The sequence below is a fragment of the Erythrobacter alti genome, assembly GCF_037996805.1.
Taxonomy (GTDB): Bacteria; Pseudomonadota; Alphaproteobacteria; order Sphingomonadales; family Sphingomonadaceae; genus Alteraurantiacibacter; species Alteraurantiacibacter alti.
Genome location: NZ_JBBNAX010000007.1, coordinates 171,427 through 194,381, shown reverse-complemented (window position 1 = coordinate 194,381; position 22,955 = coordinate 171,427). Strand labels below are relative to the sequence as shown.

At 62.7% G+C, this 22,955-nt stretch carries 17 protein-coding genes and 1 tRNA gene; 8 read left to right on the top strand and 10 right to left on the bottom strand.

Annotated features, from left to right (window positions below):
• Window positions 1-58: 58 nt before the first annotated feature.
• Window positions 59-4,789 carry an NAD-glutamate dehydrogenase gene (locus tag AAC850_RS08705; protein WP_340588322.1) on the top strand — a complete coding sequence of 1,577 codons (4,731 nt, stop codon included), beginning with the start codon at window positions 59-61 and terminating at the stop codon, window positions 4,787-4,789.
• Between the two features lie 56 nt (window positions 4,790-4,845).
• Window positions 4,846-6,069 (top strand): NAD(P)/FAD-dependent oxidoreductase, encoded by a 1,224-nt coding sequence (locus AAC850_RS08700; RefSeq protein ID WP_340588321.1) that lies wholly within the window; start codon window positions 4,846-4,848, stop codon window positions 6,067-6,069.
• On the opposite strand, the gene queG is transcribed toward AAC850_RS08700, so the two are convergent.
• A complete protein-coding gene (gene queG / locus AAC850_RS08695) occupies window positions 6,053-7,114 on the bottom strand; it encodes a tRNA epoxyqueuosine(34) reductase QueG (RefSeq protein WP_340588319.1) in 1,062 nt (353 codons plus the stop codon). The two genes, AAC850_RS08700 and queG, sit on opposite strands and share 17 nt — an antisense overlap.
• A 51-nt stretch (window positions 7,115-7,165) precedes the next feature.
• Between queG and AAC850_RS08690 the strand changes: the two genes are divergently transcribed.
• The 3 genes from AAC850_RS08690 to msrB are packed head-to-tail and all read left to right on the top strand — an operon-like array spanning window position 7,166 to window position 9,931.
• Complete coding sequence (locus tag AAC850_RS08690) at window positions 7,166-8,155, top strand: ABC transporter ATP-binding protein (protein ID WP_340588552.1); 990 nt, start codon at window positions 7,166-7,168, stop codon at window positions 8,153-8,155.
• Window positions 8,152-9,420 carry an ABC transporter permease gene (locus tag AAC850_RS08685; protein WP_340588318.1) on the top strand — a complete coding sequence of 423 codons (1,269 nt, stop codon included), beginning with the start codon at window positions 8,152-8,154 and terminating at the stop codon, window positions 9,418-9,420. Before AAC850_RS08690 ends, AAC850_RS08685 begins: the two co-directional genes overlap by 4 nt.
• 10 nt (window positions 9,421-9,430) lie before the next feature.
• Window positions 9,431-9,931 (top strand): peptide-methionine (R)-S-oxide reductase MsrB, encoded by a 501-nt coding sequence (msrB, locus tag AAC850_RS08680; RefSeq protein ID WP_340588317.1) that lies wholly within the window; start codon window positions 9,431-9,433, stop codon window positions 9,929-9,931.
• A gap of 13 nt (window positions 9,932-9,944) precedes the next feature.
• On the opposite strand, the gene AAC850_RS08675 is transcribed toward msrB, so the two are convergent.
• From AAC850_RS08675 to AAC850_RS08645, 7 genes are all read right to left on the bottom strand, one after another.
• Entirely contained in the window at window positions 9,945-11,690 is a 1,746-nt protein-coding gene (locus AAC850_RS08675; RefSeq protein ID WP_340588316.1) for a hypothetical protein, read from the bottom strand.
• Window positions 11,691-11,702: 12 nt separating this feature from the next.
• On the bottom strand, window positions 11,703-12,104 hold the full coding sequence (locus AAC850_RS08670; protein WP_340588315.1) for a GtrA family protein: 402 nt from the start codon (window positions 12,102-12,104) through the stop codon (window positions 11,703-11,705).
• 2 nt (window positions 12,105-12,106) lie between these two features.
• A complete protein-coding gene (locus AAC850_RS08665) occupies window positions 12,107-13,690 on the bottom strand; it encodes an NAD(P)/FAD-dependent oxidoreductase (RefSeq protein ID WP_340588314.1) in 1,584 nt (527 codons plus the stop codon).
• A 90-nt stretch (window positions 13,691-13,780) separates the two neighbouring features.
• The gene (locus AAC850_RS08660) at window positions 13,781-14,407 is read right to left on the bottom strand and encodes a PilZ domain-containing protein (protein WP_340588313.1); all 627 of its coding nucleotides are present in this window, start codon (window positions 14,405-14,407) and stop codon (window positions 13,781-13,783) included.
• A gap of 251 nt (window positions 14,408-14,658) precedes the next feature.
• Window positions 14,659-14,745 (bottom strand) — tRNA-Leu (locus tag AAC850_RS08655).
• A 91-nt stretch (window positions 14,746-14,836) separates the two neighbouring features.
• Window positions 14,837-15,118 (bottom strand): integration host factor subunit beta, encoded by a 282-nt coding sequence (locus AAC850_RS08650; protein ID WP_340588312.1) that lies wholly within the window; start codon window positions 15,116-15,118, stop codon window positions 14,837-14,839.
• Between the two features lie 181 nt (window positions 15,119-15,299).
• Window positions 15,300-15,638 carry a GntR family transcriptional regulator gene (locus AAC850_RS08645; RefSeq protein ID WP_340588311.1) on the bottom strand — a complete coding sequence of 113 codons (339 nt, stop codon included), beginning with the start codon at window positions 15,636-15,638 and terminating at the stop codon, window positions 15,300-15,302.
• Window positions 15,639-15,820: 182 nt separating this feature from the next.
• Between AAC850_RS08645 and AAC850_RS08640 the strand changes: the two genes are divergently transcribed.
• The 3 genes from AAC850_RS08640 to AAC850_RS08630 are packed head-to-tail and all read left to right on the top strand — an operon-like array spanning window position 15,821 to window position 20,189.
• Complete coding sequence (locus tag AAC850_RS08640; protein WP_340588309.1) at window positions 15,821-17,488, top strand: peptide MFS transporter; 1,668 nt, start codon at window positions 15,821-15,823, stop codon at window positions 17,486-17,488.
• Between the two features lie 8 nt (window positions 17,489-17,496).
• Complete coding sequence (locus AAC850_RS08635) at window positions 17,497-18,900, top strand: amidohydrolase (protein WP_340588308.1); 1,404 nt, start codon at window positions 17,497-17,499, stop codon at window positions 18,898-18,900.
• Entirely contained in the window at window positions 18,897-20,189 is a 1,293-nt protein-coding gene (locus AAC850_RS08630; RefSeq protein ID WP_340588307.1) for an amidohydrolase family protein, read from the top strand. The genes AAC850_RS08635 and AAC850_RS08630 overlap by 4 nt, the downstream gene beginning before the upstream one ends.
• A gap of 9 nt (window positions 20,190-20,198) precedes the next feature.
• Here the strand turns inward: AAC850_RS08630 and AAC850_RS08625 are convergent, their stop codons facing one another.
• Together AAC850_RS08625 and dxs are read right to left on the bottom strand one after the other, a co-directional pair.
• Window positions 20,199-21,005 carry an alpha/beta hydrolase gene (locus AAC850_RS08625; protein ID WP_340588306.1) on the bottom strand — a complete coding sequence of 269 codons (807 nt, stop codon included), beginning with the start codon at window positions 21,003-21,005 and terminating at the stop codon, window positions 20,199-20,201.
• A 9-nt stretch (window positions 21,006-21,014) separates the two neighbouring features.
• Window positions 21,015-22,949, bottom strand: coding sequence for a 1-deoxy-D-xylulose-5-phosphate synthase (gene dxs / locus AAC850_RS08620; protein ID WP_340588305.1), 1,935 nt, complete (start codon window positions 22,947-22,949; stop codon window positions 21,015-21,017).
• Between the last annotated feature and the right edge of the window lie 6 nt (window positions 22,950-22,955).

Genomic DNA, 22,955 nt, shown 5'->3' with positions numbered 1-22,955 from the left:
AGTTTGGAGTCGAGGCGCATGGCCCGGAATGGGCAGCGCGGAGGAGAAGGCGAAGGCAATGGCCACCAAGAAGCGTGCATCCGATCCCTATTCCAGCCTCACCAAGGCGGAAAAATCCTTTGCCAAGGTCCTGCGTGGCCGCATTGCCGATTCGATCCTGCCCGGCGAGACGCCGCTCGAGGGAAAGCGGCTGGATGATGCCACCGCTTTTGTTGTCAGCGCCGCGCGCAAGCGCGAGGACGGCAAGCCTTCGATCCTGATCCAGTCCGCTGCCGAAGGGCGCCGCTTCATGCGCATCGCCATCATCAACAAGGACATGCCCTTCCTGGTCGATTCGATCGGCACGGCCATGGCCGCGCACGGCCTGGCGATTGACGTACTGGTCCACCCGATCCTGCCCGTGCGCCGCAAGGATGGCGTGCTGGAAGATGTGCCCGAGGGCGATGGCACCGGCGAGAAGAAGGAAAGCTGGGTCTATATCGAGACCGCTCGGATCGACGCCAAGGAACGCCGCGGGCTGGAAAAGGTCTTGCAGACCGCCATTCTCGATGTGCGCGCGGCAGTGGCAGACTGGTCGCAGATGCGCGCCATGATGGACGATGATGCGGATCGGATTCCCGATGCAGAGGGCGCTGCCTTGCTCCGCTGGCTGTCCGGCGGGATGATGACCCAGCTCGGCCATGTCACGCGTACGCGCGATGGCAAGGAAAGTGACTTGCTCGGCATTTGCCGTCGCTCGACCCCCGACCTGCTCGCGCCCGAAGCCTATGACAAGGCCTTCGCCTGGTTCGATGGCGAGAACGGCAAGCCGGGACGTGCTCCGCTGATCCTGAAAGCCAACCGCATTTCGAAAGTGCACCGCCGTGTGCCGCTCGACCTGTTCATTGCACCGGTGGTGGAGAAGGGCCGCGTCGAGGCGCTGTCAATCCATGCCGGCATCTGGACCAGTGCCGCGCTGGTCGCTCCGCCTGATTCTGTTCCCGTGCTGCGCCAGCAATTGGGCGCGATCATGGACCGGCTCGATTTCGAGACCGGAAGCCATGATTACAAGTCGCTCGTCCATGCGCTAACCGCCCTGCCGCATGATCTGATCATCAGCTTCTCGGATGACGATATCACCCGAGTGGCGACATCGATGATGGGCCTTGCCGATCGTCCGCGCCCGCGCGCAACGCTCGTCACCGCGCCGCTCGGCCGCCACCTGTTCGGCTTCGTGTGGTTGCCGCGTGACATGCTCTCCACCGCCGTGCGCCTGCAGGTGCAGGAGTTGCTCGAGGAGCAGACGGGCGCCACCACGCTGGACTGGAGCCTGATGGTCGAGGGCGGCAATCTTGCACTGCTGCGCTACGTCATGGACTTCCGCGAATCGGAAACAGCGCCCGACAACGAAGCCATCGATACCGCCTTGCAGATCATGCTGCGCGGCTGGGGCGATGCGGTGGAAGAGGCGCTCACCGAAACCGAGGAGCCGAGCCGCGCTGCCGCGCTTGCCATGCGCTATTCGGGCAGTTTCCCTGCCTTCTACCGCACGACCTATGGTGCATCCGAAGCAGCTGTTGACATCACCCGCCTGCGCCAGCTTGCCGCCCATGCCGAGGAAACCGGGCAGGGCCGCGATGTGCGGCTGTACCATTCGGACAAGGACGAAGCCGACCGGATGCGGCTCAAGGTCTACCAGCACCACGGCTCGCTGCCGCTATCCGATGCTGTGCCTGCGCTCGAGAATTTCGGCTTCCGCGTGCTGTCCGAAGTCCCCAGCGTCCTGAGCGGCGAGGATACCGGCACGATCCACGATTTTGTCCTCGGCCTGCCGCCGCGGATGGATCCGATGATGCTGATCGAACGTGCGCCGGTTATCGAAGCCGCGATCGGCAGCGTGCTCAATGAAAGGGCGGAGGATGATGTCTTCAACCGCCTCGTCATCTCGAGCGGGCTGGACGCGCAGGAGGCTGACTGGCTGCGCGCATTCTACCGCTACCTGCGCCAGTCCAGCTTCGCCTTCACCATTTACACCGTGGTCGATGCCCTGGCTGGCGCGAGCGCGGTTACACGCGGCCTCATCGACCTGTTCCGCACGCTGCACGATCCTGAATTCAAGGGCGAGCGTGCCAAGGCCGCAGAGAAGATCGAGGCCGAGATTCGCGAAGGTCTCGCCGAAGTGGTCGCGATCAACGACGATCGCCTGTTGCGCCGCTACTGGGCAATCATCCGCGCCATCCTGCGTACCAATGCCTTTGCCGAAGCATCGGAAGATGCCCTGGCATTCAAGATCGATTCCGCGCTCGTTCCCGGCCTGCCCAAGCCCGTGCCGTGGCGTGAGATCTTCGTCTACTCGCGCCGCGTCGAAGGTGTGCACCTGCGTGCCGGCCCGGTTGCGCGCGGCGGCCTGCGCTGGTCCGACCGACGTGACGACTTCCGCACCGAAGTCCTCGGCCTGATGAAGGCGCAGAAGGTGAAGAACGCCGTGATCGTGCCGACCGGCGCGAAAGGCGGATTCTATCCCAAGCGCCTGCCCAACCCCGCCGTCGACCGCGACGCGTGGTTTGCCGAGGGCAAGGACGCCTACAAGCTGTTCATCCGCACCTTGCTCTCGATCACCGACAACATCGTGGACGAGAAGGTGGTGCATCCCGATGGCGTGGTGATCCACGACGGCGAAGACCCCTATTTCGTGGTCGCCGCCGACAAGGGCACGGCGACATTTTCCGACACGGCCAATGCCATCGCTCTCGAACGAAACTTCTGGCTGGGCGACGCCTTCGCCAGCGGCGGGTCGAACGGCTATGACCACAAGGCCATGGGCATCACCGCGCGCGGAGCGTGGGTGTGCGTACAGCGCCACTTCCTCGAAATGGGCGTGGACATCCAGAAAGACCCCGTCACCGTGGTCGGGTGCGGTGACATGTCGGGCGACGTGTTCGGCAATGGCATGTTGCTGTCGAAGTCGATCAAGCTGGTCGCCGCGTTCGACCATCGCCACATCTTCATCGATCCCGATCCCGATGCCGCAGCAAGCTGGAAAGAGCGCAAGCGGCTGTTCGAACTGGATCGCTCCAACTGGGCCGAATACAATACGAAGTTGCTGTCCAGGGGTGGCGGCATTTATCCGCGCTCGCTCAAGCGGATCGAACTTTCCAAGGCTGCCATCGAAGCGCTCGCAATCCCGGAAGGCGCGCTGGCAGACGGTGCGCTCGATCCCGAAACGCTGATCAGCCACATCCTCAAGGCTCCTGTTGGCCTCATCTGGTTCGGCGGTATCGGCACCTACATCAAGGCGAGCCACGAGAGCCAGCTCGACGTCGGCGATCCGGCCAATGATGGTCTGCGCGTCGATGCCGAGGAAGTCCGCGCAAAGGTGATCGGCGAAGGGGCCAATCTGGGCGCCACGCAGGCCGGCCGCATCGAGTATGCGCTGAGCGGCGGACGGGTGAATACCGACTTCATCGACAATTCGGCAGGCGTCGATTGCTCGGACAACGAGGTCAATATCAAGATCGCGCTGACGGCTGCACGCCGTGCTGGACGATTGTCCGAAGAGCGCCGCAACGCGCTGCTGAAGGACATGACAGAGGAAGTCGCCGCGCTGGTGCTGGAAGACAACCGCCTGCAGGCGCTTGCCCTTTCCATCGCCGAGCAGGGCGGTGAGCGTACGATTGGCGCGCAGGCGCGGCTGATCGAAGTGCTAGAGGAACTGGGCGGCATGGACCGCGCCAACGAAGGGCTGGGCGATTCCGAAGCGCTCGCCCGGCGTGCTGGCGACGGTGCCGGCCTGACCCGGCCCGAACTCGCCGTACTGCTCAGCTATTCGAAGCTGGTGTTGCAGGATGCTGTCGAAGCTGGCGCACTGGCTAGCGACGAGGCTGCCGATCCGCTGGTGCTGGGTGATTTCCCGCCCCAGTTGCAGGAGCAGTTCACCAAGCAGTTGCTCGACCACCGGCTGCGCAATGAAATTGTCGGAACCGTCGTTGCCAACCAGATCGTCAACCGCATGGGGATGCTGCATCCCTTCGAACTGGCAGAGGAAGAAGGTGCCGGGCTGGATGTCATCGGCACGGCCTTCGTTTCCGCCAGCGCGCTGCTGAACATGGAACAGGTGTGGCATTCGCTCGACACCGAAACCATGCCCGAAACCGCGCGTCTGATGCTGTTCGACCAGGCGGCGCTGGCGCTGCGCGGACATATTGCCGACCTGTTGCGAGCGGGCGGGGCGCACAGCTCGCCATCGGCATTACGTGCCGAAATAGGCGACATGGTTCGCGAGCTCGTCGACAATGTCGACAGCCTGCTGGGCGACGAAGCGCGCAAGCATATCGACAGTATCGCGGCCCGCCTCACCAAGAAGGGCGCGAGCACAAAGCAGGCGGATATGGTTGCGCGGTTGTTCGCCGTCGATGGCGCGATCGGACTTGCCCGCCTGTCCAGCGACACCGGGATCGACGCGAAGGACCTGGCCTCGGCTTTCATCGACCTCGGCGCGCTGATCGGTATCGACTGGGCGCAATCGCGCGCTTCGGTGATGAGCCCTGCCGACCCGTGGGAGCGATTGCTGGTGGCTGGCCTGGCCCGCGATTTCCAGCAGATGCGGTTCGATTTCCTGCGCGGCCTTGCTCGCAAGCGCGGCAAGGATGCAGGCGATCCGGCCGCGCTGATCGCCAATTGGGCGGGCAATAAAGAAGCCGCCATTGCCCAGTTCCGCCGGATGATCGCCCGTGCACAAGCGGCAACGCCAGTTGCCCCCGCGATGCTCGCGCAGATCGCCAGCCAGGCACGCAATCTGCTGCAAGGCTGACCGAATACAACCTGCCGCCGCTTGACGCGCCAGCCTTTTTTGCCCACTCCGCGCGCATGACACGTCATGATGTGGTGATTGTTGGCACGGGGCATGGCGGCGCACAGGCTGGAATTGCGCTGCGCCAGCAGGGTTTCGAAGGCTCGATCCTGATGATCGGGCGTGATCGCGTTCCGCCCTATGAGCGGCCGCCATTGTCCAAGGAATATCTCGCCGGAGAAAAGCCGCTGGAGCGGCTGCTGATTCGTCCCGAAACGTTCTGGGCAGACAAGAATATCGAGCTGATGCTCGGACAGACGGTGACGAAAGTCGATCCGATGGCGCATGAAGTCGAACTCGGCTCGGGCGAGCGCATCGGCTACGGCAGGCTGATATGGTCTGCGGGCGGCGATGCACGGCGCATGTCATGCCCCGGCGGGCACCTCGACGGCGTTCATGCGGTGCGCGACATCCGCGATGTCGACCGTATGCTTGAAGACCTGGCCGCGGGCGCGCAGCATTTCGTGGTGATCGGGGGCGGCTATATCGGCCTCGAGGCCGCAGCAGTGCTGCGCAAGCTGGGCCGCAAGGTTACGCTGATCGAAGCGATGGACCGTGTCCTCAACCGCGTGGCGGGTGAGGATTTGTCCGCTTTTTACGAAGCCGAGCATCGCCGCCAGGGGGTAGACCTGCGGCTGGGCATCGGGGTCGAGCGACTGACCGGCGAAGACCGCGTCACCGGCGTTGTGCTAACCGATGGCGAAGAGATCGCCTGCGATGCCGTTGTCGTGGGGATCGGCATCGTGCCCGCAGTCGGTCCGCTGATCGCTGCCGGTGCGGCCGGAGCGAACGGGGTAGATGTCTCGGAAACCTGCCACACAAGTCTCGAGCATGTCTACGCCGTCGGTGATTGTGCCGCGCATCCCAACGTTTGGGCCAATGGCGCAGTGATCCGCCTGGAAAGCGTCCAAAACGCCCATGACATGGCGACCACTGTAGCCAAATCGATATGCGGCGAAGCCCAACCCTACGCCGCTTTCCCGTGGTTCTGGTCGAACCAGTATGACCTGCGCCTGCAAACCGCTGGCCTCAATATCGGCTATGACGAGGCAGTGCTGCGCGGCGATCCGGCAGAGCGCAGTTTCTCGGTGATCTACCTCAAGGACGGGCGGGTCATCGCGGTGGATGCAGTCAACCGGACCAAGGATTACGTGCAGGGGCGCAAGCTGGTGGAAGCGCGGGTCGAAGTCGATCCGGCCGACCTTGCCGATGTCGATAAACCCCTCAAGGACTTCCGCTAAGCCGCCCGCGCGCCCAGACTGCGGCTTCGGCCACCACTGCGTCTGCATCGCCAACCAGCGCCTCGACCTGCGGCAGCAGTGCGCGATTGCCGCTGTTGCCCGCTGCGATCAGGCAATTGCGCACAAAGCGACCCCGCCCGATCCGCTTTATCGGAGAACCCGAGAATTTCGCGCGGAACGCCGCATCGTCGAGCGCGAGCAATTCATCGAGGCGCGGCGCAACGAGGTCTTCGCGCGGTGCAAAGGCGCGGTGGCGCGCAGAGGCCTGCGCAAACTTGTTCCACGGGCACACCGCCAGGCAATCGTCGCAGCCGTAGATGCGGTTGCCGATGGCTTCGCGGAATTCCTCCGGAATGGCGCCCTTGTGCTCGATGGTGAGGTAGGAAATACAGCGCCGCGCATCGAGCCGGTAGGGCTCGGGAAATGCGTCTGTCGGGCAGGCATCCTGGCAGGCCCTGCATGAACCGCACAGATCCGCATGGTCGGTATCCGCCGCCAGCTCGAGCGTGGTGTAAATCGCTCCGAGAAAGAGCCAGCTGCCATGTTCGCGGCTGACGAGGTTGGTGTGCTTGCCTTGCCAGCCCAGCCCGGCGGCTTCGCCCAAGGGTTTCTCCATCACCGGCGCCGTATCGACGAAGACCTTGAGCTGCGTTTCTGGAGCTTCTGCGCACAGCCAGCGCGCCAGCGCCTTGAGCGCCTTCTTGACCGTATCATGATAATCGCGGCCCTGCGCGTAAACCGAAATGCGCGCGTGATCGGGATCACTTTCGAGCGCGAAGGGATCGACTTCGGGCGTATAGCTCATGCCCAGTGCGATAACGCTGCGCGCTTCGGGCCACATGCTTTGCGGGCCTTGCCGCACATCGGCGCGGTCTTCCATCCAGCCCATGTCGCCGTGCATCCCGTCGTCCAGCCATTGGTGCAGCCGCTGTGCACGCAACGCATCATCCTCGGCTGGCGCAATGCCCACCGACACAAAGCCGAGTTCGTGCGCTTTCGCCTTGAGGCGTTGCTCAAGCGACATATTATCCGGCTTATTAACCATAATGCGGGTGTGTCCCGTTCATTCCTGCGCTCTAGCGGCTACACCATGGATATGGCGACAAGTGATTTTTCCCAAGTGAGCGATGCGGCTTCCCCGGCAACTGACCGTCCCCTCGCGATCGAAGCGCGCGGGCTGGTAAAGCGGTTCGATAATACGCTGGCGGTCGACGGGGTCGATATCTCCATCCCCGAGGGCGCGATCTACGGCATTCTCGGTCCTAACGGTGCGGGCAAGACCACGACCTTGCGCATGCTGCTGGGCATTATCGATCCCGATGAGGGCTATCGCCGCGTGCTGGGGGCAGATGATCCGCAGGATGTCGCGCGGCGCATCGGCTATTTGCCTGAAGAGCGCGGGCTCTATCCGTCGATGAAATGTTTCGAGGCGATTGCCTTCATGGGAGCGCTGCGCGGATTGCCGCTGCCCGAAGGGCGCATTCGGGCGAAGGAATTGCTCGAAAACCATGGTCTCGGCCATGCTGTCGACAAGCAGATCCGCCAGTTGTCGAAGGGTATGGCGCAAACCGTGCAATTGCTTGGCACGCTGGTGCATGAGCCGAAGCTGGTGGTGTTCGACGAGCCGTTCAGCGGACTCGACGCGATCAACCAGGGCAAGCTCGAAGTGCTGATCCGCGGCCTTGCGGACAAGGGCACGACGGTGATCTTTTCCACCCACGTCATCGCCCATGCCGAACGCTTGTGCGAAGGCATCGCCATTATTGCAGGCGGCAAGGTGCCCTTTGCCGGTCCGGTTGACGAGGCGCGCGACCGCATTCCCGCGCAAGTGCTGCTGGAAACGCGCAATAGCGACGGTCCGTGGCGCTCCGCCCTGCCCGCCGATGCGCGCCAGGTCGGCCATTTCTGGAATTTCCCGCTGCCCGATAGCGGTATCGAACCCTTGCTCAAGGCACTGATCGATGGCGATGCAGGCATCCAGTCGCTCAGCATCGAACGCGCGGGCCTGCACGATGCCTTTGTCGCCATCGCCGGAGAAGCGGCAGCGCGTGACATGGTGACGCAAGGCGCGGGAGAAGCTTCATGAGCAGCAGCGCAGTCAAGGATGGTGGTCGCCTGTCGATGTGGCGCGCGGCCTGGGTGATCGCCCGGCGCGATTTCAGCGCCATACTGTTCAGCCGCACATTCATATTCTTCCTGCTCGGCCCGCTGTTCCCCGTGGTGGTGATGGGCCTTGCTGGCGGCGTCGGCGCACAGGTGCAGAGCGAAGCCTCGGTCGCCGATGTCGGAATTGCGATGCAGGGCGAAGATGTCGATGCCATGCTGGCAGCGCACAACGAACTGGCAGCGCAAATTCCGCGATCGATGCCGCCCATGGTCGCCTTGGAGCGGCTGGAGCCGGGCCAAACCTATGATGCGCGCGCCGTGCTCGAGGACGGCAAGGGTAGCCTCGCAGCTGTCGTCACCGGAACACTCGACGCACCCGTGCTCACGGCGACCGAAGGCCGGGTTGCCCGCTGGCAAGGAACTGTCGGGCTGATTGCCGCCCATGCTGCCGACCAGCGTGCGCGAACCTATCCTCCTGTCGGCACGCAGATTGTCGGCACAAGCGGCGCTGCGGAAACGTCCGGAAGGCTGCGCACCGCACAGGGCGGGCAAGTCCTGCTGTTCCTGCTCATCATGCTGCTCGCCAGCATGGTGCTGTCCAACCTCGTCGAGGAAAAGGGCAACAAGATCATCGAAGTCCTCGCCGCCGCCATTCCGATGGACGCGGTATTCATGGGCAAGCTGTTCGCCATGCTTGGCGTGTCGGTGGTCGGCATCGCGGTGTGGGGCAGCACCGGCGCAGCAATCCTTTATGCAGGCGGACAGTCACTGTCCGATTTCGCCAATCCGGGTGTCGGCTGGCCCATGTTCTTCCTGCTGTTCGCGCTTTATTTCGGCATGGGATACCTGCTGCTCGGATCGATTTTCCTCGCGGTCGGATCGCTCGCCGCGACGGTGCGCGAAGTGCAGACATTGTCGATGCCCGCCACCATGTTCCAGATCCTGGTGTTCTTTTTCGCCAGCCTCGCTGTAACCGACCGCGGGGGTGTGATCGAATATACGGCCATGGCATTCCCGCTGAGCTCGCCCTTTGCCATGGTGGCACGGGCGGCGGCAGAGGAAGCGCTGTGGCCGCACCTGCTGGCCCTTGGCTGGCAGGCGCTGTGGGTAGCGATATTCATCCACGCTGGTGCGACATTGTTCCGCAAGCGTGTGATGCAATCGGGCCCGCGCGGCACCAAGCGTCCCTCTGTCATAAAGGCCCTGCTGGGAGTGTTCAGGAACAGTTCGGAACCTGCCACATAGAGTCTTTGGTATGAAAAATCAGACGATTAACCGCCGCTCACTTCTCGCCTGGCTCGGCGCAGGCGTCAGCGTTCCCATCCTCGCCGCCTGCGGTGGCAGCGAAGCGCGCGCGCAGCAAAGCTATCCTGTCTCCCGCTCCGAAGCCGAATGGCGCCGCCGGTTGAGCGCCCAGGAGTTCCGCGTGCTGCGCGAAGCGGCCACCGAACGCCCGTTTTCTTCTCCGCTCGACAGCGAAAGCCGCCGCGGCACCTTCGTCTGCGCCGGATGCAACAATCGCCTTTATTCGAGCGCGCAGAAGTTCGACAGCGGCACCGGCTGGCCCAGCTTCTGGCAGGCGATCGATAATGGCTCGGTGGGCTATTCGACCGATCACCACCTCGGTTACCCGCGCCGCGAAGTGCATTGCGCCGATTGCGGTGGGCATCTGGGCCATGTTTTCAACGACGGTCCGCGCCCGACCGGCAAGCGCCATTGCATCAATGGCGTGGCGATGAATTTCCGCCCCTCCTGATCAGCTATTCTGATCAGCGCACGCGGAAAGCGCGCAGCGCCCCGTTTTCAAAGCCTGCGACCGGCTCCAGCCATGACGGCGGATCATCGCTCGCAAGCGCATTGGCGAAATTGTCCGGATCGGCCGTGCGATAGAGCGCAAAATCGCTCGCCGACAGGCAAGCCAGCACATAGTCCGCCTCGTAACCCGCAATGATCGCCCGCGCCTTTTCCGGCGAGCCGGTATAGGCCGCGACCACATCCGCCATGGCGCCTTGATTGCGGTGATAGCTGGCGGCAGTCACATCGTGACGGGTCAGACCGAGCAATTCGGGCGCATCATCCATCGTCGTGACCACCAGTCCCTGATCGAGCGCATCGAGCCGTGCCAGATCGCATGGTTCGCTGACAACAGGTGCCGCAATGCCGCGCGCCATGGTGGCAGTGGGGACCAAAGGGTCGAGCGGCTTGGCAAGCGCGGTCAGGAATATCGGCGTTGCCAGCACGAAGCAGCCGAGTGTTGCCGCCATTCGTGGAACCATGGCCTCGACAGCCCGTGCCTGCGGCAGGAGCAGGGCGAGCAGCACGGCGGCGAAGGGCACGCTGAGCATTTGCGCAAGGACCCCCGCCCGCATCAGCAGCAGCGAATAGGCCCAAGCCGACAGCGTGAGGATCAGCAGCATCAACCAGCGTACACCCGCACCTTCGGCAAAGGCACCGCCGCGTGCGGCCAGCCAATAGCCCGCAACAATCGGCACAAGCGTCCAGATCAGCATGAGCGCGACGGACACGGGCTGCTCCCAGAAAGGCAGGCCCTCGGGAATATAACCGTGCCACCATGTCGCGAGAACCGGATCGAGCTCCGCCATCGGATTGACCGCGCAGGGGCCGAGCAGGACATAGGCAAACGGGACGCTCGCCAGCGGAATAAGCAGCAGCGATGCGAACCGACCTGCGGTAATGTGCTGGAACGGCAGGAATGGACCGATCCCTGCCATCAGCGTTGCCATGGCAAAGGCCGCGATATGGCCGGGGCGGAGCAGATCGCAATACGGGCCAAGCATTTCGGAATAGGGACGCGTGGCGAGCGACAGTCCAAGCGCGAAGATCGTCAGGGCCAGCAGGAACCACGGCAACAGCCGCCGCTCCTCGCCCAGATAGCGCAGGCCATAAAGCGCGGCGATAACAGCGACAAAGGGCAGCGCCTCCAGCGAGATCACGACCCACGCCGCAGCGAAGAAACCTGCACCAACCGCACCCCAGCGCCGCTCGCTGAGCATCAGCGCGGCCGTGGCAAGTCCCAGCACGGCCTGCGGTGTATGGTGATCGATTGCCAGTGGCGCGAAAATTCCCGGGAGCAGGGGAAACAGCACGAACAGCACCAGCCCGATACCCAGCGCCCCGCGCGAAAAGTTCAGCCGCAGCATGATGGCGCGCATGGCGAACAGTGCGGGCAGCAGCCACAAGAGCGGGACTATCGCCATCCCCCAGCGCTCCCCCAGCACACTGATTGCCAGTGCAAGCGGCATGTCGACCAGCCGTGACCAATGCAGCGAGAACCCGTCGGGCGGGTTCATCCGGTACTGGAGGGTATCCCACCAGCTTTGCCCGTCGAGCAGCGCGCGCACTTGCAAAAGACGCGTCCAGTCATCGGGGCCGGGACTATCGAAATCGGTGAATGCAAAAATCAGCAGGCGGGCAGCAGAATACACCGCCCAGACGAGCAACACTGCCCACGCCGTGCGCACAAACGCGTCCTGTCTTGCCCCGGTCCTTGCCATAGGGCGCGGTCCTTAGCGGAAAACGACGCGGCTGCGCACTAGCCAAGTTACAGTAAAACTCACCGCGATGGCGACAAGCTTGGCAAGGCGCGGATCGAAGCCCGAAACATCGCCCGCCCAGACTATGCCCGTGGTGAGCCCGAGGCCGATCAGCGCGGAAATGACGAACAGCGCCTTCTGGCGTGTACGCCCGGCGCCGCGCTCTGCGACATTGCCGATGAAAACCGCACGGCTGCTCATCAGCCAGTGCGCCACGATGCCGAGGCTGTAGCCTATGGCCGAAGCACCCGCCGCCCATACACCAAGTGAAAGCAGCGCAAGGAATGATCCCACATCCACCGCCAGCGCGCCCACGCTGGCGAGCAGGTAGCGGGTGATTCGCCGGTCAACAAAGCGGAGCAACGCTGCCGTCATGCTCAGGCAGCCTTCTGGTCGCTGTCCACGCGGCGCGGCACATCGCGCACCGATGACAGGGCAGCGGCCTGGTCGGCGGTGACTTCGCGAGCTGGAAGGGCTTTTTCCGCGCCCTCGTCACCGGCTTCGTGATATTCTGCGTCCTCGTTGACACACCAGGTGTCGTAGAGGCGCTCGCCGGCGATGATGTTCTCGACCGTCAGCATGGCGGTCATCATCGCGTGATCCTGGTTGTTGTAGCGGTGCATACCGTTGCGTCCGACAAGGTGCAGAGTTGGATGCTCGGCTTCCAGCTCGGCGCGCATGGCCTCGACGTTGGCGGCATAGTCCTCGTCATAGACGGGATAGGCCTTCTCCTGCCGCACCACCGCGCCGCCGATAACCTTGTCGGGCGAGACGAGGCCGAGGATATCCATTTCCTTCTTGGCGAGTTCGACAAGATCGGCATCGTCCATCGACCACAGGCCATCGCCTTCGAAGCAGAAGTATTCGAGACCGACGCAGGCGACATCCTGATCGGGCACCATTTCGGGCGACCAGCTGCGGAAATTCTGCACGCGTCCGACCTGCACCTTTTCGTCATGGATATAGATCCAGTTGTCGGGGAACAGGTCTTCGGACTTGATCATCAGCGCGACGGTCAGGAAGTCGCGATATTTCAGATTGCTGGCTTCGAGCGTCGTGGCGGGCAGCGGATGCAGCCGCGCGCCGAGCTGGCGCATCGGGGCCGAGCTGATCGCGTGGTCGGCCTTGATAACGACCTCGCCATCCGGACCGGCGGCGGTCATGCGCCAGCCATTCTCGCCATCGGCCGCAAGCTGTTTGAGGGCGTGGCCCATGATCACCTGGCCCTTGCCGGTGGCGATGATTTTGTCGCGCGCGGCTTCCCACATCATGCCCGGGCCGAGCCGCGGATAGCGGAAGGTTTCGAGGAGGGTCTTGGCCTGCTTGCCGCTACCGTCGTTGAGCTTGTTGAGGCCGAGGCTACGCTTCAGTCCGTCGATCACCGCGCTCCACAGCGACAGGCCCTTGATGCGTTGTGCCGCCCAGTCCGCGCTCATCTCGTCGCATGGCATACCCCACACCTTCTCGGTGTAGGTCTTGAAGAAGATCGAATAGAGCTTCTTGCCGAACTGGTTGCTCGTCCAGTCCTCGAAACTGCGAATTTCGCGGTTGGGAAAGGCCTTTGCCTTGGCATAGCTCAGCATGCACATGGCGCTGCGCCACAGGCCCAGATTGCCCAGCGCTTCGAATGCGCGCAGCGGGTAGGAGTAGAACTTGCCCTCGTAATAGATGCGGCTCATGCGCGGGCGCTGGATGAAATCGTCGGGCAGGATCTCGTCCCACAGGTCGACAACTTGCTGGCTTTTCGAGAAAAAGCGGTGGCCTCCGATATCGAAACGATAGCCGTCATGCTCGACCGTGCGGCTGATGCCGCCGACGTAGGTTGCGTCCTTCTCGATGATCGCCACGCTTTTGCCGGCCTTGGTCAGCAAGTAGCCGGCGGTAAGGCCCGCAGGACCTGCTCCGATGATGGCTACATCGACAGCGATTTCATTTGCGCTGCCGTTACCTATGTCGTGCATGAAAGCCCCCGGTTGTTGGTACAACCCGGAACTGAAGGAAAATGGTTAGAGGGAAGTTAATTTCAGCCTCAACACCTTGGTGCGCTACGCCTAATCCGGTCGCTGGAGGTTACGGGCGATCCGGGCCAATTCGCCGAACTGAAAGGTCTCTTCGAACACCAGTCCGTAGAAACCGTCTTGCCGCCAACGCACTTTCGCCTGCGTATCGCGCATTCCCGCAGCCCGCAGCTTTACCTTTTCGTCGATTGCAAAGACACCATCGCACGCGAGTTTGGCGCCTTGCTGCGAGATGTCGTGGATCTGGGCCTTTTCAGAGCGAAAGGTGGATTCGATACGCGCCGGGGCCGAGACGTTGATCCGCACCGGGCGTTTGGAGAAACTGCTGGGGCATTCGATGATCGTCTTGACGTTAACAGGCTGCAGGAAGCGAAAACCGGCGCGATCATCCTTCTGCCAGACCAGTTCGGCGTCCAGGCGGTCGCCGTTCTGCAATTCCACCACCATCGTGTTTCCGCGTGGAAGCGGATGGAAGATGCGCGCTGACAGACCCAATTCCGAAGCGTCGCGGATGACGCAGAGGAACTCGCCTGCATCGGTGACCAGCTTGGCCGCCCGGATCAAAAGGGTAAATCGCGGAGCGGCACGCAATTCGCGTTTGTCTCGTTTGACCGGTGCCTTCGCCCTGACGTAATCCCCCCTTGGCAAAAGATTGCCCATTCTCATCCCCATGTCTCACCGCACACGGCCGGGACGGCCGGGCTACCAGGCTGCTAAGTGATTGAATTAGCCAGAGTGGGATGATTTTTTTGCGCGCTCGCCATCAGGGAAAACCGAATGCAGAGATGACCGGCGCGTTTACTTTCCATCTCTGGCACTCTTCCCCCGAGCGGCTTCCTTCAGTTGCCCGGCGCTTCATTTGGGAGTTTTGACGGAAACCCGTCCCCCGGACGGCTTTCTCCAGTGAAAACTGGTGCGGGCGGTGGGACTCGAACCCACACGATCTATAGGATCAGGGGATTTTAAGTCCCCGGCGTCTACCATTCCGCCACGCCCGCACGCGTTTCACGCGCCTAGCGTCAGTCGCCGGCGTTTGCCAATGGCACAAAGGCCAATGTCACTAAATTTAGGAGCTGGGGTTGCCCGCGCTCAGTCCGCGTTGAGACGCTCGCGCATTTCCTTGCCCGGCTTGAAATAGGGCACACGCTTGGCTGGCACCTGCACCGATTCGCCCGTGCGCGGATTGCGCCCCGTGCGCGCATCACGCTGTCGTGTCGAAAACGTACCGAAACCGCGCAATTCGACGCGGCCACCTTCGGCCAGTCTGTTTGCGATCTCGTCAAAGAAGATATCGACAACCTGCTCGACCTCTTCTGGCCGCAGTTCGGGATTGTCCGCAGACAATGCCTGGAGGAGTTCGGACCTGATCATTTTATTCCCCGACCGGGTTATGGGTGCGACCCGCATTACCGCAATCGCCGAACGCAATCGTTCGGTGCAGTTGCAAGATTGCCAGAAAGCGGGCGATTACGCAATGCTCATGGTAATTTATCAGCAAGATCAGTTGTAAAATTTCTGCTGCGCCATGTGGCCAGGCGCGTCACAGTGCCCGTCAGGCGCGCGCGACGAGTTCCGCAGGGTCGAGGCCAAGACGCTCCATCCGCTGGCGGATTGCAGGCCATTCTTCCCGCAGGAATGCTTCCCGCTCGCTTTCGCGCAGCTTGGCAGCCGCTCCTTCGCGCACGAACATTCCGACCCCGCGCTGGACACGGATCAGGCCGTCCGACTGGAACTGCTGGTAGGCCTTGGCCACGGTCAACGGATTGGCGCCCTGATCTGCGGCAAAGGCGCGCACCGAAGGCAACATCGCGCCTTCAGCATAGCGCCCGTCGATGATTGCGGCGGCAATCTGTTCGCGCAGGCGCAAATATACGGGGCGGGTATCGACCATGTCAGGTGCATCAGTGCCATAATACAGCGTGGCAGGTCAAGCGCGGGCGGCACACAAAATCAGTTTCTTATGCAACCGAAGTGGCTTCACATAGGCGAAACAATCGCTAGTGTGCCCGCTTTCATGGAGTATCCGCGCCACTCAGAAGCGGCGGAAAAGATTCAGCAAAGGGTGCATACCGTATGGTTGAGGGACTATTCTTCACATTCGATTCCGGCTTCGAGATGTGGACCTTCCGCGTCGCCGTCGTCGCATTGGCGTCATTCCTGATCGGCGGCCTCGTGCTGATTACCCGACCACAGGAAGAGGTCATCGGCCATCCCAAGGGCCTGTTCCTGCTCTTCATGGCAGAGATGTGGGAGCGTTTTTCCTATTACGGGATGCGCGCACTGCTGATCTTCTACCTCACGCAGCACTGGCTCTTCAGTGACGGTGAAGCCTCGGTCATCTACGGCGCCTATACCGCGCTGGTCTACATCACGCCGGTTGTCGGTGGCTATCTGGCCGACCGCTATATCGGCCAGCGCAAGGCAGTGCTGTTCGGCGCCGTCCTGCTGACCTTCGGCCATTTCTTCATGGCGTTCGAAGGCGATGGCTCGCTTGGCCAGGCCAACCCGATGATCAATGTGTTCTGGCTTGCGCTGGCGCTCATCATCGTGGGTTCGGGCTTCCTCAAGGCGAACATCTCGGTGATCGTCGGCCAGTTGTACTCGCGCACCGATATCCGCCGCGATCCAGCCTACACCATCTTCTACATGGGTATTAACGTCGGCGCCGCGACCGCCTCGATCATCTGCGGTTATCTCGGCCAGACGGTTGGCTGGGAATACGGCTTCGGCCTCGCCGGCTTCGGTATGCTGATCGGTCTCGTTTTCTTCGTCGTCGGCAAGCCATTGCTGCGCGGCAAGGGCGAGCCCAAGAATCCTGAGAAGATCAAGGGCGGCAAGGAATGGGGCATCTATGGTGCCGGTCTTGCCATGGTCGCCTTGTGCTGGGCCGCGATCCAGTATCAGGAACTGGTCGGGTACGTCCTTGGCGCATTCGGCGGCGGCCTCGTGCTGTTCGTCCTGTTCACCGCTGTCACCAAGCTGGCTGCGGAAGAGCGTGACCGTATCTTTGCAGCCATGTTCCTGATTCTCGTGTCGATCGTGTTCTGGGCGTTGTTCGAACAGGCAGGCTCCAGCCTCAACCTGTTCACTGATCGCCATGTCGATACGCAGGGTGTGAACGCATCGATGTTCCAGTCGATCAACGCAATCTACATCGTGCTGTTGGCTCCGGTCTTCGCCATGCTGTGGCAATTCCTCGGCGCGCGCGGTGCGGAACCCAGCACGCCGATGAAGTTCGGCCTTGCCGTCATCCAGGTGGGCCTCGGCTTTCTGGTGCTGGTGTGGGGCGCGCAGAGCGTGGGCGTGAACATCCCGACGCCGGTGATCTTCATCTTCCTCATCTACCTGCTGCACACCACTGGTGAGCTGTGCCTCAGCCCGGTCGGCCTCTCGGCGATGAACCGCCTGAGCCCCGGCCACATGGCCTCGCTGATCATGGGCACGTGGTTCTTCGCTTCGGCAACCGGTAACTTTGCCGCCGGACTGATCGCTGCGGCAACCGGCGCAGAAGGCGTGGGCGAGGAAGCTGGCAAGCAGATCGTGCTCGACGTCTATTCGACCGTTGGCTGGTATGCTGTCGGTATCGGCGTCGCGGTCATGGTCCTCAGTCCGCTGGTCAAGCGCCTGATGCATCTCGACACGCTCAGGGATGACAACGTCGGGGACGATCTCCTCGGCCAGTCCGGCGCAGGTCTCGAAGCGCAGGAAGCTGGCACGCATCCGGAAACCAGGCAGGGGTAATCAGGCACATGGACCGTCACTTGAAAAAGGGCGGTCCAGCCGCCGCACTTGCAACTATTGCCTCGTTGGCACTGGCAGGCTGTTCCGCCGCCAGCGCATCGCAGGACGTGGAAACGACCAGCGCCACGGCTCCGACCGAGGTGCCGGACGTGCCCTACGCCTCGACCTATTCGCGCTACCCCGGCGTGCCAACCGCGCTCGTCGGCGCGACCATTTATGATGGCGCGGGCGGGCGCATCGATAACGGCGTGGTGCTTTTTGCCAATGGCGAAGTTGTCGGTATCGGCGGCGCGGACATGGCCGTGCCCGATGGCTACACGCGGGTCGACGGAACGGGGCGCTATGTTACTCCGGGCATCATCGATATCCATTCGCACCTCGGCGATTACCCTTCGCCTTCGGTGCCCGCGCATAGCGATGGCAATGAAGCGACCAGCCCGACCACGCCTGAAGTCTGGGCCGAACATTCGGTCTGGCCGCAGGACCCGGGCTTCAGCCGCGCACTGGCCAATGGCGGAATCACCAGCCTGCAGATCCTGCCCGGCTCGGCCAACCTCATGGGCGGACGCACTGTCACGCTGAAGAACGTGCCCAGCCGCACCGTGCAAGGTATGAAATTCCCCGGTGCGCCCTATTCGATGAAAATGGCCTGCGGCGAAAACCCCAAGCGGGTCTACGGCGGCCGTGGCCGCATGCCTTCCACCCGCATGGGGAATTTCGCGGTCAACCGTGAAACCTGGCTCGAAGCGCAGGAATATGCCGCCGAGGAAGATCCTGATCGCGACTTGGCGATGGAAACGCTGGCCGGCGTGCTCAATGGCGAAATCCTCATCCAGAACCATTGCTACCGCGCCGATGAAATGGCGCTCGTGATGGATATGGCTGACGAGTTCGGATACCGCGTATCGGCCTTCCATCACGCGGTGGAAAGCTACAAGATTGCCGACCTGCTGCGCGAAAACGAAGTGTGTTCGGCGGTGTGGGCGGACTGGTACGGCTTCAAGATGGAAGCCTACGATGCCATCCCCGAAAACGCTGCGATGATCCACAATGCAGGTGCCTGCGTGGTGATCCACTCGGACGATGCCAACGGTATCCAGCGGCTCAACCAGGAAGCTGCCAAAGCGCAGGCGGACGGTCGCCGCATGGGAATCGATATTGCCGATGCCGATGTCATCAGCTGGATCACGCTCAACGCCGCGCGCGCGATGGGCATCGACCACATGACCGGGAGCCTCGAGGCAGGCAAGATGGCCGATGTGGTGCTGTGGAACGGCGATCCGCTGAGCATCTATTCGCGGCCCGAAATGGTCTGGATCGATGGCGCACTGATGTATGACATGAACAATCCGGCGATGCGTCCGGTTAGCGATTTCGAGCTCGGCCAGCCGGGTGAAGGAGACGTGAAATGAAGCGTCTCCTGACACTCTCCGCAGCCGTTCTTGCCTTCGCTTCGGCTCCGCTTGCAGCGCAGGATATTGCCATAACCGGCGCGACGGTCGCGACCGGCGATGGCAGCGATCCCATCGAGAATGCCACGGTCGTGGTGCGATCGGGCCGTGTGGTTGCCGCCGGGCAAGGCGTTTCCGTACCAGCTGGCGTCCCCGTTCTTGATGGCAGCGGCACCTGGGTCACACCGGGCCTGTTCGCCTCGATCACCAATCTCGGCCTCGTCGATGTCGGCGCGGTGGCGTCGAGTAACGATATTCGGGCTGGCGATTCGCCGTATGATGCCGCGCTCGATGTGGCACCGGCGATCAACCCGTCGGCGCAGGATTTCGGTTACAGCCGTGCTGGCGGCGTTACCAGGGCCACCGTGGTGCCGGATGCAAGCTCGGGAATTTTCGCCGGACAGGGCGCGGTGGTCGACCTCGGCGCCGACTATGACGCGGTGACCCACCGGCGGGCTTTCCAGATCGTCGAGATGGGTGAGCGCGGAGCCTCACTCGCGGGGGGCAGCCGCACATCGGTCCACGCCATGGTCCGCAACGCCCTTTCCGAAGCGGAATATTACGCGCGCACCGGCGACTGGGATGAGGACGGCATGTTGTCGCGGCTCGATGCACAGGCATTGTCGCACGTCGTTACCGGAGAACAAAAGCTCTACGTCACCGTTCACCGCGCCGCCGATATTCTTTCCGTCCTTGCGCTGCGCGAGGAATTTCCGCGGCTCGACATGGTGCTGACCGGCGCGACCGAAGGCTGGATGGTCGCAGACCGCATTGCCGCTTCGGGCGTACCCGTAATAACCTCTGCATTGACCGACCTGCCCGAAAGCTTCGAGCGGCTGGGGGCAACGCAAAGCAATGTCGGGCGCATGGTCGATGCCGGAGTGACGGTCGCCATCGGCGGTTACGAGAGCAGCGGCGACCATCCGCGTAACCTGCCGCAGCAATCGGGCAACCTCGTCGCGCTCAACCGCGTTCCGGGAGCCACCGGCCTGACCTGGGGCGAGGCATTCGCTGCGATAACTTCTGTCCCCGCGCGCATCGCCGGGCTGGAAGGCCGCGCAGGCGTGCTGGCGTCGGGTGCGTATGGCGACCTGGTCGTCTGGGACGGCGATCCGCTCGAAGTCAGCTCGGCACCGCTCAGGGTCTTCATCGACGGGGTGGAGCAACCACTCGACAACCACCAGACGCGACTGCGCGAACGCTATCGCACGCTGGACGAAAGCGAGCTCCCGCCAGCCTATCGGCGATAATTTCTGCGCCTAGTTTTGAGGCTGTTCGAGAAATGCCGCGATCCGGTCCTGCACCGGTTCGTGAACCACAAGGTCGTGACCCCAACCGGGATAGGTCTGGATCACGGTGTCGTCGCGCACCGAAGCCAGCGCCTGCGCCTGCTCCAGCGCGATGAGCGAGTCCTCCTCGCCATGCAGGATCAGGATCGGTTCACCGATCTCAGGCAGTTTCTGGTCGTTGGCAAAGCGATCACTCAACAACAGGCGCACCGGCAGCCAGCGCAGCTTGCGCGCAGCGGTTTCTTCCAGGCTGTCGAAGGGCGAGATCAGCACAAGCGCCCGCGCGCGCACTTCTGTCGCGAGTTGGGTGGCGACACCCGCCCCCACCGAATTGCCGACAAGCACGATATCGTTTTCGGCCAGCCCCTGATCCTCGCGCAGAAAGCGCCACGCACCGCGCGCGTCTTCGTACAGGCCGATTTCCGATGGCGTGCCGGGATTGCCCGAATAGCCACGATATTCCGCTGCCAGAATACCGTAGCCCTGTTCCGCCAACCGCGCTGTCACCATGGTAGACGATTGCCAGCTGGCGGCATTGCCGTGAAAGAACAGCAGCGTCGGCATACCTTCGCGCGCAGGGCGATACCCCGCGGCAAGCTCCAGCCTGTCGGGGGTGGCATAGGTGACGCGGCCAAATCCTGCGGGAATGTCGCCGCGCGCAACGGGTGGTGCGTAAATCAGCCGGTGCTGGTTAAGATAGACGAGCGCAATCAGCCCGCCATAGATAAGCAACAGACCAAGGATGACGTAGCCGATCATCCGCAGGCCCCGCTGCACATTACTCCTCTAGGCCCGCGCTTCTTCGACGCCCGCGCTGTTGTGGCGCAGCGCGCTCAGCACCGTCTCGACAATATGCGGGGCATTGAGCCGTGCTTCGTCATACTGCTTCGCGGGATCGTCATGATCGATGAAGGTATCGGGCAGGCGCATGGTGCGGATCTTCAGGCCACCATCCATCAGTCCTTCGTCGCTGGCCATCGTCAGGACATGCGCGCCCAAACCGCCAATCGAGGCTTCCTCCACCGTCACCAGCACATCGTGCGTCGCGGCGAGCTTGCGGATCAGCTCCTCGTCAAGCGGCTTGGCAAAGCGCATGTCGGCGATTGTCGTGGCAAGCCCCTTGGCCTCGAGCTGGTCGGCGGCCTTCCTCGCTTCTCCGAGGCGCGCGCCGAGTGAAAGGATGGCGACCTTTCCGCCGCTCACATCGCCGCGAACGATACGGCCCTTGCCGATTTCGAGCTTCTGCAGCGTCTCGGGGATTTCCACGCCCACGCCGTTACCACGCGGGTAGCGGAACGCGATCGGGCCGCTGTCGTACTCTACGGCGGTGTAAGTCATATGGGCCAATTCGGCCTCGTCCGCTGCGGCCATGACCACGAAGTTGGGCAAGCTGGCGAGATAGGTCACATCGAAGCTGCCCGCATGGGTTGCGCCATCTGCACCGACCAGACCGGCACGGTCGATTGCAAAGCGCACGGGCAGGTTCTGGATCGCCACGTCATGTACCACCTGATCGTAGGCGCGCTGCAGGAACGTCGAGTAAATCGCTGCGAAAGGTCGCATTCCCTGCGCCGCGAGACCAGCGGCGAAAGTCACGCCGTGCTGTTCGGCAATACCGACATCGAAACTGCGGTCGGGATGGGCGGCAGCAAATTTGTCGACGCCCGTCCCGCTAGGCATGGCGGCGGTTATGGCGCAGATGCGCTTGTCATTATCCGCCAGCTTGGCGAGTGTTTCGCCGAACACGTTCTGATAGGCGGGCGGACCGGCTGCGCTTTTCTTCTTCTCGCCGGTGACGACATCGAATTTGGGCACGCCATGATACTTGTCCGCGCTGTCTTCAGCGGGCGCGTAGCCCTTGCCCTTGGTTGTGACCACGTGGACCAGGATCGGACCCTGCTCGCTATCGCGCACGTTTTCCAGCACCGGGATCAGGTGGTCGAGATTGTGCCCGTCGATCGGGCCGACGTAATAGAATCCCAGCTCTTCAAATAGAGTGCCGCCGGTGACCATGCCGCGGGTGTATTCTTCGGCCTTGTGCAGCGAATTGTGCACACGGCGGCTGATCTTTGCGGCCACTTTCGATGCGAGCGAGCGCAGGCCCAGATATTCGCTCGAGGATACCATGCGTGCCAGATAGGCCGACAGCCCGCCGACGGGAGGTGCGATCGACATGTCATTGTCATTGAGGATGACGATCAGTCGATTGCCTGCCTGCTCGGCATTGTTCATCGCCTCATAGGCCATGCCCGCGCTCATCGCGCCATCACCGATGACAGCGATGGCCTTGCCCGGCTTGTCGTTCAGCTTGTTCGCCACCGCGAAACCCAGCCCTGCCGAGATTGAGGTGGACGAGTGCGCCGCGCCGAACGGATCATACTCGCTCTCGCTACGCTTGGTGAAACCCGACAGGCCGCCGCCCTGGCGCAAGGTCCGGATACGCTCGCGGCGTCCGGTGAGTATCTTGTGCGGATAGGCCTGGTGGCCCACGTCCCAGATCAGGCGATCATCGGGCGTGTTGAAGACGTAATGGATGGCAGTCGTCAATTCGACCACGCCAAGGCCCGATCCCAGATGTCCGCCGGTCGAGCCGACGGCGTCGATCATTTCTGTACGGAGTTCGTCGGAAAGCTGGCGCAATTGCTCGGGCTTGAGCTTGCGCAGGTCTGCGGGTGTATCGACCGTATCGAGCAGCGGGGTGTTCGGGCGTGGAGCTGTCATATGCTG